This is a genomic window from Afipia sp. GAS231, from assembly GCF_900103365.1.
Classification (GTDB): Bacteria; Pseudomonadota; Alphaproteobacteria; order Rhizobiales; family Xanthobacteraceae; genus Bradyrhizobium.
This window is the reverse complement of sequence record NZ_LT629703.1, coordinates 3,476,786-3,492,206: the sequence shown is the minus strand read 5'-3', so window position 1 is coordinate 3,492,206 and position 15,421 is coordinate 3,476,786. Positions and strand designations below refer to the sequence as shown.

Annotated in this window: 14 protein-coding genes; 3 read left to right on the top strand and 11 right to left on the bottom strand. The window is 63.4% G+C overall.

The window, feature by feature from the left end; genetic code table 11:
• Positions 1-193 precede the first annotated feature (193 nt).
• From BLS26_RS16490 to murJ, 8 genes are all read right to left on the bottom strand, one after another.
• Positions 194-907: an HAD family phosphatase gene (locus BLS26_RS16490; RefSeq protein WP_244541954.1), complete on the bottom strand. Its 714-nt coding sequence runs from the start codon at positions 905-907 to the stop codon at positions 194-196.
• Between the two features lie 46 nt (positions 908-953).
• The gene (locus BLS26_RS16485) at positions 954-1,403 is read right to left on the bottom strand and encodes a Fur family transcriptional regulator (RefSeq protein WP_092512803.1); all 450 of its coding nucleotides are present in this window, start codon (positions 1,401-1,403) and stop codon (positions 954-956) included.
• Positions 1,404-1,453: 50 nt separating this feature from the next.
• Entirely contained in the window at positions 1,454-1,948 is a 495-nt protein-coding gene (rimI, locus tag BLS26_RS16480; RefSeq protein ID WP_092518125.1) for a ribosomal protein S18-alanine N-acetyltransferase, read from the bottom strand.
• 11 nt (positions 1,949-1,959) lie between these two features.
• Positions 1,960-2,655, bottom strand: a complete 696-nt coding sequence (gene tsaB / locus BLS26_RS16475; RefSeq protein WP_092512801.1) for a tRNA (adenosine(37)-N6)-threonylcarbamoyltransferase complex dimerization subunit type 1 TsaB — start codon at positions 2,653-2,655, stop codon at positions 1,960-1,962.
• 326 nt (positions 2,656-2,981) lie between these two features.
• Positions 2,982-3,551 (bottom strand): NifU family protein, encoded by a 570-nt coding sequence (locus BLS26_RS16470; protein ID WP_092512799.1) that lies wholly within the window; start codon positions 3,549-3,551, stop codon positions 2,982-2,984.
• Between the two features lie 221 nt (positions 3,552-3,772).
• Positions 3,773-4,267: a universal stress protein gene (locus BLS26_RS16465; RefSeq protein ID WP_092518124.1), complete on the bottom strand. Its 495-nt coding sequence runs from the start codon at positions 4,265-4,267 to the stop codon at positions 3,773-3,775.
• Between the two features lie 91 nt (positions 4,268-4,358).
• A complete protein-coding gene (trpS, locus tag BLS26_RS16460) occupies positions 4,359-5,411 on the bottom strand; it encodes a tryptophan--tRNA ligase (RefSeq protein WP_092512797.1) in 1,053 nt (350 codons plus the stop codon).
• Between the two features lie 53 nt (positions 5,412-5,464).
• Positions 5,465-7,030: a murein biosynthesis integral membrane protein MurJ gene (murJ, locus tag BLS26_RS16455; protein ID WP_092518123.1), complete on the bottom strand. Its 1,566-nt coding sequence runs from the start codon at positions 7,028-7,030 to the stop codon at positions 5,465-5,467.
• 201 nt (positions 7,031-7,231) lie between these two features.
• On the opposite strand from murJ, the gene BLS26_RS16450 reads away from it, so the two are divergent.
• Complete coding sequence (locus BLS26_RS16450) at positions 7,232-8,233, top strand: adenosine kinase (RefSeq protein WP_092518122.1); 1,002 nt, start codon at positions 7,232-7,234, stop codon at positions 8,231-8,233.
• A gap of 134 nt (positions 8,234-8,367) precedes the next feature.
• On the opposite strand, the gene BLS26_RS16445 is transcribed toward BLS26_RS16450, so the two are convergent.
• The gene (locus BLS26_RS16445) at positions 8,368-9,555 is read right to left on the bottom strand and encodes a serine hydrolase (protein WP_092512795.1); all 1,188 of its coding nucleotides are present in this window, start codon (positions 9,553-9,555) and stop codon (positions 8,368-8,370) included.
• 354 nt (positions 9,556-9,909) lie between these two features.
• Here BLS26_RS16445 and BLS26_RS16440 point away from each other — a divergent pair, with 354 nt between their 5' ends.
• Complete coding sequence (locus BLS26_RS16440; RefSeq protein ID WP_092512793.1) at positions 9,910-10,230, top strand: hypothetical protein; 321 nt, start codon at positions 9,910-9,912, stop codon at positions 10,228-10,230.
• 214 nt (positions 10,231-10,444) lie between these two features.
• A complete protein-coding gene (locus BLS26_RS16435; RefSeq protein WP_092512791.1) occupies positions 10,445-11,941 on the top strand; it encodes an NAD-dependent succinate-semialdehyde dehydrogenase in 1,497 nt (498 codons plus the stop codon).
• Between the two features lie 140 nt (positions 11,942-12,081).
• Here BLS26_RS16435 and BLS26_RS16430 read toward each other — a convergent pair whose 3' ends face one another.
• On the bottom strand, positions 12,082-13,113 hold the full coding sequence (locus tag BLS26_RS16430) for an alpha/beta fold hydrolase (RefSeq protein WP_092512789.1): 1,032 nt from the start codon (positions 13,111-13,113) through the stop codon (positions 12,082-12,084).
• Positions 13,114-13,255: 142 nt separating this feature from the next.
• A complete protein-coding gene (locus tag BLS26_RS16425) occupies positions 13,256-15,421 on the bottom strand; it encodes a SulP family inorganic anion transporter (protein ID WP_092512787.1) in 2,166 nt (721 codons plus the stop codon).

The window sequence follows — 15,421 nt, the reverse complement described above, 5'->3', positions numbered from 1 at the left end:
GCCAATGCGGCGCGGACGTCTGTTAAGGGGTCAAATATAGGCTAAACCACAGGAAATCCAGCCGATACGGTCATTCCCCGGTGCGCGATCGCGCACCTGAGGGCGCGAAGCGAACCTCAGGGGTGCAATTGCACCCCGGGGAATCCTTGGATTCCGGGTTCGAAGCTGACGCACCGCCCCGGAATGACTAGGGTCAAGTCACGGGCGCCGCCGCCCCGACCCGCCCAATCAAGTCAGGCAATTGCCGCATATCGTCAAAGGTCGCCGCGGCGCCGGCGGCGCGCAGCGTGTCGGCGGTGTTCGGCCGGCAATGGCTGCCGCCGTGATAGCCGAACACGGTCATCCCGGCGGCCCGTGCGCCGGTGACGCCGGCCACGCTGTCTTCGATCACGAGGCATCGCGCGGGCGACGCTCGCATCTGCTCGGCGGCGAACAGAAACAGATCCGGCGCCGGTTTGCCGTTTTTGACCTGCACGGCGGAGAAAACATGGGGCGCGAAGCGGTCGTACAGTCCGACATGGTTGAGGCTGGTGCTGATCTTCTCGGGCGGCCCACTCGAAGCGACGCACACGGGAAGCACGATCGCGGCCAGCGCCGCGTCGATGTGGGGCGTGGCTTCGAGTGACGCCGCAAACAACTGGAAAATTTCGGCGTACACCTGGGTATGGAAGTCATCCGGCAGGGGACGGCCCAGTTCCGCTTCAACTTCGAGCGTCGCTTTGCGCATCGACTGGCCGAGAAAGCGGTCGAACACCTGTTCAGGTGTAATCGGATAGCCGTGGCGCGTGAGCGTTTCCGCATGCGCGCGGCATGAAATCACTTCGCTGTCGACCAGCACGCCATCGCAATCGAAAATGACGAGATCGATGTTCGCGTTCAAGCTTTTATTTTGACGCGTTTTCTTCACGCGAACCGGTCCCCACTTCGCTTGAAAACGCTATCGAGGCACGCACTCAGTTTTTGTCGTCGTCGAGCGGAACGCAGTACAGTTCCAGCCGGTGATCGACCAGCTTGTAGCCGAGCTTGCGGGCGATCTCGGCCTGCAGTTTCTCGATTTCCTCGGAGGTGAACTCGATCACCTTGCCGTCGCGCAGGTTGATCAGGTGATCGTGATGGCTGTCGGGCATCTGCTCATAACGCGCGCGGCCCTCGCGGAAATCGTGCCGCTCGATGATCCCGGCATCCTCGAACAGCTTGACGGTGCGGTACACCGTCGAAATCGAGATCTTGTCGTCGACCGCGACGCAACGCCGGTAGAGTTCCTCGACATCGGGATGGTCGACGGAATCCGCGAGCACGCGCGCGATGACGCGGCGCTGCTCGGTCATACGCATGCCGGTAGCGGCACAGCGGGCCTCGATACCGGTATTCTTGTGCGCGGGCGGGGATTTCAGTACGGGCATGATCTCGGGCCTTGGAGAACAGGTCGCGGCGTTGTGCCACCGGGCGCATGTTACGACAAGTCGCGCCGCATCAGAAGTGCATTCAATTGCTCCCCGCCGGGCTGCTGATAATAGCGTTCCCGGCGCCCAACGACGCCGAAACCGGCCCATTCATACAGCCGCCGCGCCGGGCGGTTATTTTCCTCGACTTCGAGAAATATGGTGCGCACCCCGCGGCCGGCGAGATGGCCCAAATGAGTCATCAGAAGATTGCGCGACAGACCGCGGCCGCGCTCCCTCGCGTCGATGGCGATGGATAATATTTCGGCTTCGTCGGCGGCGATGCGCGACACCGCAAAGCCGATGATCTGGCGTCCCTGTCGCAGCCGGTCAACCAGCGTATTGCGCTCGGTCAGCATGGTCTCGAATTCGCCTTCGCCCCAGCCGCGATGAAACGAGGCGCCATGCAATTGCGCCAGCCGCGCGGCGTCACGCGCGCGGGCCGGTTCGACCAAAGCGATACCGCCGCCACGCCATCCGGAAAACCTGGAAAGCCAGGATTGCAGCAGGCCTGCCATCATGGCGCCGGCGGCGCCGGGCTGAGCAGCGGATCCTTTGGCGGCTTGGCGTCGGGCGCGCGCAGATAATAAGGACGGGCCGGCGAATTTTCCGGACTGACGGCAGCGCCCAGCCAGGCCACCCAGCCGATGTCGGGCGCCGGCAGCGGATCGACCTTGAACGGCGGCGGCGAATCCTTCGGCCAGCGGTCGGCGAGAATCGTTGCAGCATTGCCGACCAGATGCGGTGCGCCGAAGCGCGCGGCCTCGAGCGCCTCCGATATCGGCGCCACCTTCGGCTTGACCAGCGACCCGCCGTCGCCGCTCACCACCTGGAAATACACATGGTCGTGCCGCGCATCGATCGCGGAGACGATCGGATGCTCGCCGTTCTCGCTGACGACGGGCGCGGCGTAGGCCGTAAGCGTCGTCAATCCGACCACCGGCTTGTTGGCAGCGAGCGCAATGCCGCGCGCGGCGGAGAGGCCGACGCGCAATCCGGTAAAGCTGCCGGGACCGGTGGTCGCCGCGATGCGATCCAGCGCGTCGAATGCAATGCCTGAAGCTTTCATCACGCGCGCAATCAGCGGCATCAGCGCTTCGGCATGGCCGCGCTTCATCGGCAGCGACTCGTGCGCGAGGATCTTGTTGGCGTTGGTGTCGAGTACGGCCGCAGCACAGGCATCAAGCGCGGTATCGATGGCGAGGATCAGCATCGCGCCAACCTAGAGGTTTTTTGGTTCCGTTTGAATGCGGCGCTGGGGATGAATTTCAATGGATGTGTATGGCTGGAGAAATCCCGGCGCGATGCCTTGAAGCCGGCGTAGCGGCTGGAGATTTCCAGGACCACTAAGGCATTGATATTGTTATTTATTAATCGAGTGCTGCTTTGCAGCGCGTGGCGATGTAGTCACAGATGCCCGGCCACGACAAAGACTTCGTAGGGTGGGCAAAGCGAAGCGTGCCCACCATTCAAGTTAGTGATTTGCGATAGATGGTGGGCACGGCGCGAAGCACCTTTGCCCACCCTACGGCAGCCGAACTACATCGGACGGACTTCAACCACGTCAGGCACGAAGTGCTTCAAGAGGTTCTGGATGCCGTGCTGCAACGTCGCCGTCGATGACGGGCAGCCGGCGCAGGAGCCCTTCATGTTGAGATAGACGACGCCGTCCTTGAAGCCGCGGAAGGTGATGTCGCCGCCGTCATTGGCGACTGCGGGGCGCACGCGGGTCTCGATCAGGTCCTTGATGGTCTCGACCGTCTCGGCGTCGGCCTCGTCAAAGAACTCGTCGTCCTCGTCGAGCGCCTCGTCGTTGCCGGCCGTACCGTCTGCCAGCAGCGGCGCACCGGACATATAGTGCTCCATGATGGCGCCGAGGATCGCGGGCTTCAGGTGCTGCCAGTCGCTGTCGTCCTTGGTCACGGTAACGAAGTCCGAGCCGTAAAACACGCTGGTGACGCCATTGACGGCGAACAGCCGTTCGGCGAGCGGCGAACGCGCGGCGGCTTCACGGTTGGCGAATTCCATCGTGCCGGTGTCGAGCACGGCGCGGCCCGGAATGAATTTCAGGGTGGCGGGATTGGGTGTGGCTTCGGTCTGGATAAACATGGGCTTTCTCCGGCGTCGCCGGTTCAAGGCCGGCGCGTGGGCTACGCTTAGCAGATGGCGACAGCCAACGCACGATCAAGGGGGAAATAGCCCCTATGCATGTCGTTCCTGCGCACGAGAGACCCGTAATCCCGGCAGAATCGGTCGTTTTCGGTGGCCCGGCTAGCCGTTGTTAACCAGAGGCGGCACGGCGTATGGGTCCCCGCGTCCGCGGGGACGACCTAGGACAGGGCGTCGATATCCGCGTCGCTCAAATCGCCGGGCACGATGGTAAGCGGGATCGGGAACGAACCGGCGGCTTCGGCAATCAGGGTGACCAGCGGACCGGGACCCTCGGCGCCGGGGTTGGCCGCCAGCACCAGCGTCGTAATGTCGACGTCCTTGTCGATCACGTCGAGGATTTGGGCGGTCGGATCGCCCTCGCGAATCACCCGCTCCGGCGTGATCGCGGCAATGCCGTTGGCGCGGCCGGAGGCGCGGTCGAGCGCTTCATTGGCGGCTTCTTCGGCCTCGGCGCGCATGATGTCGGCCACCCCCAGCCATTGCTGGTTCTGGTCTTCGATCTCGATGATGCGCAGCATCACCACCCCGCCGCCGACCCGGATCGCCCAGCGGCTGGCGTAATAGACCGCGCGGTCCCACTCCGCGGTGTCGTCAACGATGACAAGACATTTTGGCTTGTGACCCGTCTCGTAGCTTCGTCGCTGGGTGGTCATGCATATCCCGGTGCTGCGCCAAACCGATGCATGCTGCCACGGCGCGGCCGCTTTCGACAAGCGGCGTCGCCGATTGCCGCGGTGCGATTATTTAGCGCTTGCGGATGAAGCCGACGATGTCCTTGGCCGCGTTCATGGTTTCCTGGGCAATCGCCTCAGCGCGCTCGGCGCCGTCGATCAGGATCGAATCGACATGACCGGGATCGGCGACCAGCCGCTTCATCTCGGACGCGATCGGCGCGAGTTTTTCGACGCAAAGTTCCACCAGCGCGTTCTTGAAGCTGGAAAACTGTCCGCCGCCGAATTCGCCGAGCACATCGGCCTTGGTGCGGCCGGACAGCGCCGCATAGATGCCGACGAGGTTGTCGGCCTCGGGGCGCGGCTCCAGTCCCTTTTCTTCCGACGGCAACGGTTCCGGATCGGTCTTCGCCTTGCGGATCTTCGCCGCGATGGTGTCGGCGTCGTCGGTCAAGTTGATCCGCGAATTATCCGACGCATCCGACTTCGACATCTTCTTGGTGCCGTCGCGCAGGCTCATCACCCGCGTCGCCGGTCCGGTGATGACAGGCTCCGGCAGCGGAAAGAACACGCCCTCGCTGAAGCCGTGGTTGCGGATCGAGTCGCCAAAATCGTTGTTGAACTTTTGCGCGATGTCGCGCGACAGCTCCAGGTGCTGCTTCTGGTCCTCGCCGACCGGAACATGGGTGGCGCGGTAAACCAGAATGTCGGCCGCCATCAGCACCGGATAGTCGTACAATCCGACCGATGCCGCCTCGCGATCCTTGCCAGCCTTGTCCTTGAACTGGGTCATGCGGTTGAGCCAGCCCATCCGCGCCACGCAATTGAAGATCCACGCCAGCTCGGCATGGCCGGAGACCTGGCTCTGGTTGAACACGATGTGCTTCTTCGGATCGATGCCGGAGGCAATGAACGCCGCCGTCACTTCGCGGGTGTTGCGCGCCAGTTCGGCCGGGCCGCCCCAGACATCGACGCCTTGGGTGATCGCGTGCATATCGACGACGCAGTAGATGCAATTATGCGTCTGCTGCAGTTTGACGAAATTGACGATCGCGCCGAGGTAATTGCCGAGATGCAGATTGCCCGTCGGCTGGACGCCCGAAAAAACCCGTTCAACCATGGCCATGGTTAGCTTCCCAGAAGGTGTGCCGCTGTGGCGCGTCGTTTGCCACTTCAGGCCTATTCGCGCAAGTCGGCGGGCGTTTTTTGCCGGAGCGCGTTAACCGCTTCGCGCCAGCCGGTAATGCCGGAAAGCCGCAGAAACAGGCCGTAAACCGCAATTCCGCCGGCGATCAGTATCGCCAGAATCGCCGCCTGGGTGAGGCCATGCGCGCCGGCCGCCAGCGGCAACACAAATCTCGTCGTCAGCCACAACAGCGCGCCCATCGCCAGCGCTCCGGCAGCCATGCGCGGCAGCCTCTGGCGCGCATCGGCGTCGATCGAAAACCCGAACGTCTCGGCGCCCCGGCGGATCAAGGTCACAGCGGTGCTCCAGGCTCCCAGCGCGATGGCGGCCGCGATGCCGCCAGAGCCAAAGAAATGACCGAGCACGACCGCCAAAGCCAGCGCGAGCACGACGCCCTTCAGCGTCGCCAGCAGCGGCGTCAGTGTGTCCTCGCGCGCGAAGAACGCCGGCGACAGCGCCTTGACCAGCACATGGGCGGGCAGTGCGAGCGCCAGCCATGTCAGCGCCTGCGCGGTGGCGTTGGTATCTGCCGCGGTGAAGGCGCCGTGTTCGAACAGTAGCCGCACCACGGGTTCGCTCAGCACCATCAGTCCGAGCATCGCCGGCAACGCCAGCCCGACGGCCAGTTCGAGCCCGCGCGATTCCGCATAAGCGACCGCCGTGCGATCGTCGCTGCGCAGCGCGCGCGTCAGTTCCGGAATCAGCACCGTGCCCATGGCGACGCCGACGATGCCGAGCGGCAGTTCGATCAGCCGGTTGGCGAAATAGAGCCAGGACACCGCCGACGGCGAGGTTGACGCGATGATCACGCCGGCGACCATTAACAACTGCGGCCCGCTGGTGGCGACCATGCCGGGGATTGCCTTGGCGAGAAAGCCGCGGATTTCCGCGTCGAATGAAACGCGCAGCGGCGTGGCGATGGCGTCGCCACGGCGCAGCACCAGCATCGAGAGCTGCAAGAGTCCGGCGATGGCGACGGTCGCGGCGATGATCTCTGCGGCACCCGTGGCATCCTGCCGCCGCCGCAGCAGCAGCAGCACGGTCATCACCGCGATCAGCGCGATGTTGAACAGCAGCGGCGAGAACGCCGTCAGCGCGAAGCGGCCCTGCGCGTTCAACAGCGACATCAGCACCGTCACGGGTCCTGCGAAGGCCAGATAAGGCAGCATCAGGCGGGCATCGTCGACGGCGATCTGCAGCGTCTCGTGGCCCGAGAATCCCGGCGCCAGCACCGTGATAACAAGGGGCATCAACAAAGCGAGCACCGCTGTGGCGGCGATCAGGGCCGTGGTGATGGTGCCGAGCACGCGGCCGGCGAACGCTGCGGCGGCCACCGCGCCGCCGGTGTCGCGAACGCGCAGCCAGGCCGGCACCAGCGCCGCGTTCAGGCCGCCTTCGGTCAACAGCCGCCGTGCGACATTGACCAGTTGAAAGGCGGCGAGAAACGCGTCCGCGACCGGCCCCGCGCCAAGCAGCGCCGCGATGATGGAATCGCGCGCGAATCCGAGCAGCCGCGAGGCCAGCGTTCCCGTCGATACCGTTAAGAAAGAGCGGATCATCGTGTGTCTATAGAGCATGATCCGGAAAAGTGGCCACCGGTTTTCCGAAAAGATCATGCTCAAACAAAAAGATAGAACGGGATGACGGTTCGTAGAAACGTCATTTCGTTAGAGAGGTTCGCTTGCTGGCGCGGAGCCGATCTGGTAGGCCGCAGCCTTCTCCCGGCTTTCTTGCCCACATTGCCGTAAACAGGACGGATGATGACTGACGCAAAATATGACGTTCTCGGGATCGGCAATGCGATTTTCGACGTGCTGGTGCAGACCGACGAGGGCTTTCTCGCCCGGCATGGCATGACCAAGGGCGGCATGGCGCTGATCGACGAGGCGCGCGCCGCCGCCATCTACAAGGATATGGGACCGGCGACCGAAATGTCCGGCGGGTCGGCCGCCAACACCATTGTCGGGGTCGCCAGCCTCGGCGCCCGCACCGCCTATGTCGGCAAGGTCAAGGCCGACCAGATCGGCGGTCTCTATACTCACGACATCCGCGCCGCCGGCGTCGCATTCGAGACCAAGGCCGCCTCCGGCGGGCCCGCCACCGGCTGCTCCTACATCCTGGTGACGGCAGACGGCGAGCGCACCATGAACACCTATCTCGGCGCGGCGCAGGAGCTGACGCCTGCCGATATCGACGAAGCGCAGATCGCGGCGTCGCACATCGTCTATCTCGAAGGCTATCTCTGGGATCCCAAAAGCGCCAAGGACGCCTTCGTCAAGGCGGCTGAAATCGCGCATGGCGCCGGTCGCCAGGTGGCGCTGACGTTGTCGGATTCGTTCTGCGTTGATCGTTATCGTGATGAGTTTCTCGACCTGATGCGCAAGGGCACCGTCGACCTCGTGTTCGCCAACGAGGCCGAACTGCATTCGCTGTACCAGACCTCGGATTTCGACACTGCGCTGAAAGCGTTGCGCGCCGATACCAAACTCGGCGTCGTCACCCGCAGCGAAAAGGGCTGCGTCGTGGCCTCGAAGGACGGCGTGGTCGCGGTGCCGGCATCTCCGATTCAAAAGCTGGTCGACACCACGGGCGCCGGCGATCTGTTCGCGGCCGGATTCCTGTTCGGTCTGGTCCGCAACGCCGGTCATGAAAACGCCGGCCGTCTCGGCGCACTCGCCGCTGCTGAAGTGATCCAGCACATCGGCGCGCGGCCGCAGGTGTCGTTGCAGGAATTGGCGAAGCAGGCTGGATTGCCGGTGTAGTGTATTCCGTCATGCCCGGGCAGAAGTGCGAAGCACGTCTTCGCACTAGATGACCCGGGCATCCACGTCTTCCTTTCAATGTTGCGACGAAGCAAGGCGTGGATGGCCGGGCCAAGCCCGGCCATGACGAATTATCACGCCGCCTTCTGCCCGGCATCGAGGTCGGCATAAACCCCGCGCTCGAAGCCCGCAAAAGCTTCCAGGCATTTCTTGTCGGCGAACGGCAACAACTGCATCAGGATCACGCCACTAACGTTGCGTGCCGGATCGATCCAGAAGTAGGTGTTGGCGAGGCCGGCCCAGGCGAGGCTGCCGGCGCTGCGGCCTTCCGCGGTTTTGGCGGTGTTGATCAGGAAGCTCAATCCCCATTTCTTGACGATGTCGGGATAGAGATCGACGTCGTTGGTGGCCCACGAGATCGCCGTCGTCATCTTGCCCATGGTGAGGTCGCCGATGTTGTTCTGGCCCATCAGCGTCACCGTTTCGGGCTTCAGCAACTGGTTGCCGTTGCCGCGGCCCTTGTTGAGGATCATCTGGGTGAACTTGATGTAGTCGGCGGCCGTGCCGTAAAGCCCGCCGCCGCCCATGTGGAATTCCGGCGCCTGTTCGAGTTCGAACGGGATCGCCGCCAGCGTGCCGTCCTCACCGCGCGCATGCATGCCGACCAGCCGCTTACGCATCGCGTCTGATATCTTGAAGCCGGTATCGTTCATGCCGAGCGGCGCGAACATGTGATCGCGCAGGTAGGCATCGAGCCGCTTGCTGCTGACGGCTTCCACCGCCTTGCCGACGAAATCGATATTGGTGCCGTATTCCCACCGCGTGCCGGGATCGGTCATCAGCGGCGTCTTCAGCGCCGCGTTCTGGCAGGTGGTGATGCCCGGCGTGCCGGTCTTCTCCAGATACGCCACCATGTCGCCGTTCCACATGTCGTAGGCGAAGCCGGCGGTATGGGTCATCAGCAGACGCAGCGTGATCGGCTTCTTGGCCGGGCGTAGTTTCGGCGCGCCCTTGGCGTCAAAACCTTCGAGCACTTGCGGGCTGGCGAGATCCGGCAGCACCTTGCCGATGGGATCATCGAGCGAGAGCTTGCCCTGCTCGACGAGCTGCATGCCCGCCGCTGATGTGACGGCCTTGGTCATGGAAGCGATCCAGAACACGCTGTCGAGCGTCATCGGATCGTCCTTCGACAGGTCGCGTTTGCCAAACGCACCCTGGTAGATCGTCTCATTGCCGGTTGCAGCCATCGCGACCACGCCGGGAATTTCCTTGGCCTCGCATTTCTGACGCAGAATCTGATCGATCTGGGCTTTGCTTTGCATGGGTCACCTCCCGATTTGATTTTATGGAGTGCAGCAATCTTCCTCCCGGCGGCGCGATCCCGCAACAACAGACAAAATCCCCGCCGGCGATGTCGCGATCTCGTGATGACGGAGGGAGAGGTCTGGATGCTAAGCATCGGAAAGCCACAAAACGGCAACACTTCGCCACATTTTCCGGTGGATGAACCGCAAACTCGGTGACCCCACGGGGCATCCGCGATAACGTTAATTTAGAACGATTTTCGAGACGGATTTTTTTGCACTAACGTGTTCAGATTCCAGCGAGAAATAATCCCCTGGACTGAGTGATTTGATGAAAATGCGGGCAGTTCCCGCAGTTGCGAGGGCTCGGCGATGATCTCGACCTGGAGTGAATGGAAGCGCTATCCGAAGCCCGGACGCGGCGAAAACATCGAGGCGCCGATCACGCCCGGCCTGTTCGAGGTTCGCATTGCCGCCACCGGCGCGCTGCATTCGTTCGAGGCGGTCGAAAATGTCGCGGTGGCGCTGGCCCAGTTGTCGGTCGGTTCCAAATCCTGGTTTGGCCGCCGCGAAACCGCGTCATCGCCCGATCTCGAATACCGCACCTGCGCGACCTCCTCGAAGGCCGACGCCAAGGCCGCCGCGGAGCGCATGATCGGCCGCCGCGAGACCTATATGAGCGGCGCGGCCTGATAACCGCCGCAACACCGTCATTCCGGGGCGATGCGCAGCATTGAACCCGGAATCTCGAGATTCCGGGTCTGGTCCTTCGGACCATCCCGGAATGACAAACAACAAACAGCTCTCAACATTGCTTGATGCAGGGCCGCTTTTGCGGCCGATGCATTGCGGCGCGTTTGGGCCTATACTCGGACCAACACCCTAAGAAACTCCGAGGAGTAACGCCATGAACCCACCCGTCGCCGCACGCGCTTCGCATGCCAAAACGCCTTCGCTGCACGACCGCCTGAAGGATCCGTCGCTGCTGCGCGAGCAGTGCTACATCGACGGCGCCTGGGTCGGCACCGCGGCGAAAGCCGTGACCAATCCGGTCAATGGCGTCGAGCTGGCAAAAATTCCGGTCATGAGCACGGCGGAAGCAACACAGGCGGTGGAAGCCGCCGAGCGTGCGTTCCCGGCCTGGGCCAAGCTCACCGCCAAGCAGCGCTCCAACATCCTGCGCAAATGGTTCGACCTGATCATCGCCAACCGCGAGGATCTCGCGCTGATCCTGACCTCGGAGCAGGGCAAGCCGCTGGCGGAAGCGCTCGGCGAAGTCGATATCGGCGGCGCCTATGTCGAGTTCTTTGCCGAGGAAGCTCGCCGCGTCTATGGCGAAACCATTCCGACCCAGCGCGCCGATGCGCGGCTGCTCGCGATCAAGCAGCCGATCGGCGTCTGCGGCGCGATCACGCCGTGGAATTTCCCGTGCTCGATGATCACGCGAAAGGTTTCACCGGCGCTGGCGGCCGGCTGCACCGTGGTGCTCAAGCCCGCCAACGAGACGCCGCTGACCGCGCTGGCGCTGGTCGCGCTGGCCGAAAAGGCCGGCGTGCCGAAGGGCGTGTTCAACATTATTACCGGCGATTCGTCGGCGATCGGCAAGGTGCTGTGCGAACATCCCGCGGTGCGCTTCGTCGGCTTCACCGGCTCGACCGAGGTCGGCAAGATCCTGTACCAGCAGGCCGCCGTCGGCGTGAAGAAGCTCGGCCTCGAACTCGGCGGCAACGCGCCGTTCGTGGTGTTCGATGACGCCGATATCGATGCCGCGGTCGAGGGCGCCATGGTTTCGAAGTACCGCAACATGGGCCAGACCTGCGTCTGCGCCAACCGCCTCTACGCGCAGGACAAGATCTACGATCAGTTCGTCGAAAAACTTTCAGCCAAAGTCGCCGCCATGAAGATCGGCGACGGCACCGAGGCCGGCGTGACGCAGGGCCCGCTGATCAACATGGAAGCGATCGACAAGGTCGAGAAGCACATCGCCGACGCGGTCAAGGGCGGCGCCAAGATCGTCACCGGCGGCAAGCGCCATGCGCTTGGCGGCAGCTTCTTCGAGCCGACCGTGCTTTCCAATGTCAGCCCGAACGCCCTGGTCGCGCATGAGGAAACGTTCGGGCCCCTGGCACCGGTGTTCCGCTTCAAGGACGAGGCCGAGGTGATTGCGCTGTGCAACAACTCGCCGTTCGGCCTCGCGTCCTACTTCTACTCCCGCGATCTCGGCCGCGTCTGGCGCGTCGCCGAAGCGCTGGAATCGGGCATGGTCGGCGTCAACACCGGGCTGATCACCACCGAGGTCGCGCCGTTCGGCGGCGTCAAGGAATCGGGCCTCGGTCGCGAAGGCTCGCATCACGGCATGGAAGAATATGTCGAGATCAAATACGTGATGATGGCGGGGGTTTGATCGGGATCGTGTCCCGGACGCGGTGCAGCGTGTAACGCTGCGCCGCAGGGCCGGGACCCACGCGTCTTCGTGTGGAGCCCGGACCAGCAGCGCACCACGCCGCAAGTGCGGCGCGCTGCGCAGCATCCGGGGAACGCAACCTACAAACTCTCCATAAACACCTTCAACCGCGGCGCCCACTTGTGCGCGTCGAGCCCTGACGCCGAGTGTCCGAGTTCGCTGTCGAGCAGAAAATAGTCCGCATCAACGCCGGCGGCCTTCAATCCTTGCATCACGCCGGGCGCGATGTCCGGCGGGAACAGTTTGTCGGTCCGTGACAGCACGAACAGAACCTTGGCCTTGATCCGCGAAAGCTGCGCCGTGACGTCGAATCCGCGCAGCGCCTTGGCCAGAATGATCAGCGAATTGGCGTCAAAACCGCTTGCCCATCGCGCCGCTTCGTCGCGGATCGCGGCCTCGATCTCGGCGGGATCGGACAGCGTGGCCTTGAGGCGGTCCTCGATCCCGTAGGTCTTCAGCGTCGCCATGCGTATCGCAGTCATGGTCTCCGCAACGCCGCCGACATCATAGTAATCGCCGCCGTTCCAGTTCGGATCCTTCGACAAGGTGGCGAGCAGCCGCGCGACATTGCCTTCGGAACGTTCGCGCGGCACCAGCGGCGAGGTGACGACCGGCGCGATGCCGCGCATCATCTCGGGGTAATTGACCGCCCACTGAAACGCCTGGAAGCCGCCATAGGACGGGCCGACGATCGCGAACAGTTTTTTGATGCCGAGCTGGTCGATCAATAGCCGCTGCGTGCCGACGATGTCGCTGACGGTGATATCGGGAAAGCGCGGCCCGTAAGGCGAGCCGGTGCGGGGATCGATGCTGGCGCCGTTGGTCGACCCATATGATGACCCCGGCATGTTCGGGCAGATCGCAAAGAACCTGACGGTATCGACCGCCTTGCCGGGACCGACGATCTCGTTCCAGCTACCTTCACCGGTCGAGCCGCCGGGATCGATCATTTGCGGGCCCGAAGTGTTGCCATGCGTGATCAGCACGGCATTGCTACGGTCGGCGGCGAGCGTGCCCAAGGTGCGGTAGGAAATCGTCACCTCGGGAAGCACGGTGCCGCTTTGCAGGCGGAAGTCGCGGGTGGTGAACGTCTTCAGATCGGCGTCGGCCATGTCTTTGAACCCGGTGGAAGAGATATCAGAGCATGCCGGCGTCGATACGCAAAGCCCGTAGCCCGGATGAGCGAAGCGATATCCGGGATTCGCATTGGCACCCCCCGGATGTCGCTTCGCTCATCCGGGCTACGCGTCGCGACTACCTTCGCAACGCCGCGATGGTGCGATTGGCAAACGTCAGCCGCTCTGCCATCACGGCGACGAAATAGGTCAGAAGCTTCTGCGCCAGCGCCGGGTCGTCTTCCTTGATGGCGTCGAATTGATGGGTGTTCAGCGCGTAAAGCACGCTGGCGACTTCGGCCTGGATCGTGGCGCTGCGCGGCACGTGCGCGATCAGGCCCATCTCGCCGATCGTGGTGTAGCGGCCGAGGCTGCGTACCCGCGTGGTGGTGCCTTGCGATGCCGGGATCATGATGCCGACCCGCCCATCGAGAATGAAATACATGGAATCGGCGGCATCGCCGGCATTGACGATGATGTCGCCAGAGTCGACCTCGATGCGCTCACAGTGATGGATCAGCGTGGTGGCGTCATCCTCGGTGCCGAGAATCTGGGTGAACCAGTCGCGCAGGTTGGCTTCTTCCTGCTCGAGGCCCTGATGCTCGCTGATGATCTCGTTCTCGCAGCGCTCCAGCGCATGATCGAGCTCGGGGATGATGCTGACCTCGCCGCTGACGAAGCCGCTCGACCGCAGCGCTTTTTCGGCGGCCGGAGCCAGATGCACCAGCAGCAGTTTGACGTCGCGGTCGTCGGCGCTGCGCTTGATCTGGGCGAAGCTGTAAGCCGCCGACGAATCGATGCCGGTGACGAGCTTGAAGTCGAACACCAGATAGCGGCATTCGGGATGCCGCTGCAGCATCGCCTTGACGTATTGATAGAGCCGGTTGGCCGAACCGAAGAACAGGTAGCTCTGCAGGTTAAGGCCCTGGATCTTGCCGCCATGCTCGGTCAGCAGCACCTGGTCGTCGCGCGAGCGATCGAGCGAACTGCGATACTCCGTGCCGTTGAAGCTGAACTTGATCGATTCGATCCGCGCCGCGCTCAGCGCAAAGGTCGCGCAGCCGATCACGACGCCGATCAGAATGCCGGAAACGAATCCCCATTTTGCGATGATGACGATGATCGCCAGCAGCGACAGATATTCCACGATCGACAGCCGGCGCCGCGATTCGACGATCCATTGGTGCAACTGGTCGGCGCCGAGATAGATCAAAAGGCCGCCGAGCACGAATTTCGGCATGTAACCGAGCAGCACCGGCGCCACCGCGAGCATCAGCACGGAAACCGCCGCGACCGTCAGGCCGCTGAAACGGCCGATGCCGCCGGAGTTGAAGCTGAGGATCGAGCGACTGACCGAAATACAGCCGGCATAGCCTCCGAGCGCGCCGGCGAGGATATTGGCGAGGCCGGTGACGTTCAGCTCCTGCTCGAGATTGGCCTCGCGTTGCGCCGCCACTTCGATCCCGGCGGTATTGAACAGCGTGCTCGTGGCCGTCACGAAAATGACGGCGATCAGGTCGCCCGAGAGGTCCGGCAGCAGATGCCAGGGATAGGCTTCGAGCGCGGTGGGGTGCCATGGCAGCATGAAGGTGATCGATGGCGGCGGCTGAAAAGTCCAACCCACCGCCTGGGCCTCGGTAGGTGAAATGCCCGCGAGCCAGAAGGCAAGATGCGCCGCGATCACGCCGCCGACCAGGATGACCGGCAAACCGAACGACGTGCGCGACCGGTGCCAGGTCAGATACAACACCAGCGCCATCACGCAGGCAGCACCCAGTTCCGACAAGGTCGTTGGATTGGCAAATTGGCCGAGCGTGGCGAATTGCAGGCGATGTCCGGTGATGACCCGGATCGCACCGAGAACGATCAAGAGGCCGGTGGCGCCGAGAAAGCCGCCGACCACGGGATACGGCACGTAGCGGATGGCCCGGCCCATGCGGGAGATGCCGAAGCCACACAGCACGATCCCCGTCACGATGGTCGAAAGGCCGAGCGTGATCAGAACCGGCGCCAGCAGCGGCGTCGAGGGATCGGCCGCCGTCATTCGCTCCACCAGCGACGACGTCAGGATCGCGGATACCGCTGCAGTTGAGCTGTCGGGAGCCGCAATCGCAAATGGCAGAGAGCTGCCGAGCGCGAGGATCGTGGCCAGCACCGCCGACGCGATAAAAGTCGCGGCCAGGCCGTAGGACAGGTGTTCCGACAACGGGCCTGAGAAAATCAGCAACGCGTAGGAAAGGCCGAAGGTGACAGTGAGAACGCTGGCGGCTCCGCCGCCGAGCACGTCGTTAAGCGCGCCGCGCAT

What these genes read in the sequence shown, in the direction of transcription:
- BLS26_RS16465 (WP_092518124.1), bottom strand. Translation starts at nt 4,267, where the DNA reads ATGACCACCCAGCGACGAAGCTACGAGACGGGTCACAAGCCAAAATGT.
- BLS26_RS16435 (WP_092512791.1), top strand. Translation starts at nt 10,445, where the DNA reads ATGAACCCACCCGTCGCCGCACGCGCTTCGCATGCCAAAACGCCTTCG.
- BLS26_RS16430 (WP_092512789.1), bottom strand. Translation starts at nt 13,113, where the DNA reads ATGGCCGACGCCGATCTGAAGACGTTCACCACCCGCGACTTCCGCCTG.
- BLS26_RS16450 (WP_092518122.1), top strand. Translation starts at nt 7,232, where the DNA reads ATGACTGACGCAAAATATGACGTTCTCGGGATCGGCAATGCGATTTTC.
- trpS (WP_092512797.1), bottom strand. Translation starts at nt 5,411, where the DNA reads ATGGCCATGGTTGAACGGGTTTTTTCGGGCGTCCAGCCGACGGGCAAT.
- BLS26_RS16440 (WP_092512793.1), top strand. Translation starts at nt 9,910, where the DNA reads ATGATCTCGACCTGGAGTGAATGGAAGCGCTATCCGAAGCCCGGACGC.
- murJ (WP_092518123.1), bottom strand. Translation starts at nt 7,030, where the DNA reads ATGATCCGCTCTTTCTTAACGGTATCGACGGGAACGCTGGCCTCGCGG.
- BLS26_RS16470 (WP_092512799.1), bottom strand. Translation starts at nt 3,551, where the DNA reads ATGTTTATCCAGACCGAAGCCACACCCAATCCCGCCACCCTGAAATTC.
- BLS26_RS16425 (WP_092512787.1), bottom strand. Translation starts at nt 15,421, where the DNA reads ATGCGCGGCGCGCTTAACGACGTGCTCGGCGGCGGAGCCGCCAGCGTT.
- BLS26_RS16485 (WP_092512803.1), bottom strand. Translation starts at nt 1,403, where the DNA reads ATGCCCGTACTGAAATCCCCGCCCGCGCACAAGAATACCGGTATCGAG.
- tsaB (WP_092512801.1), bottom strand. Translation starts at nt 2,655, where the DNA reads ATGCTGATCCTCGCCATCGATACCGCGCTTGATGCCTGTGCTGCGGCC.
- BLS26_RS16445 (WP_092512795.1), bottom strand. Translation starts at nt 9,555, where the DNA reads ATGCAAAGCAAAGCCCAGATCGATCAGATTCTGCGTCAGAAATGCGAG.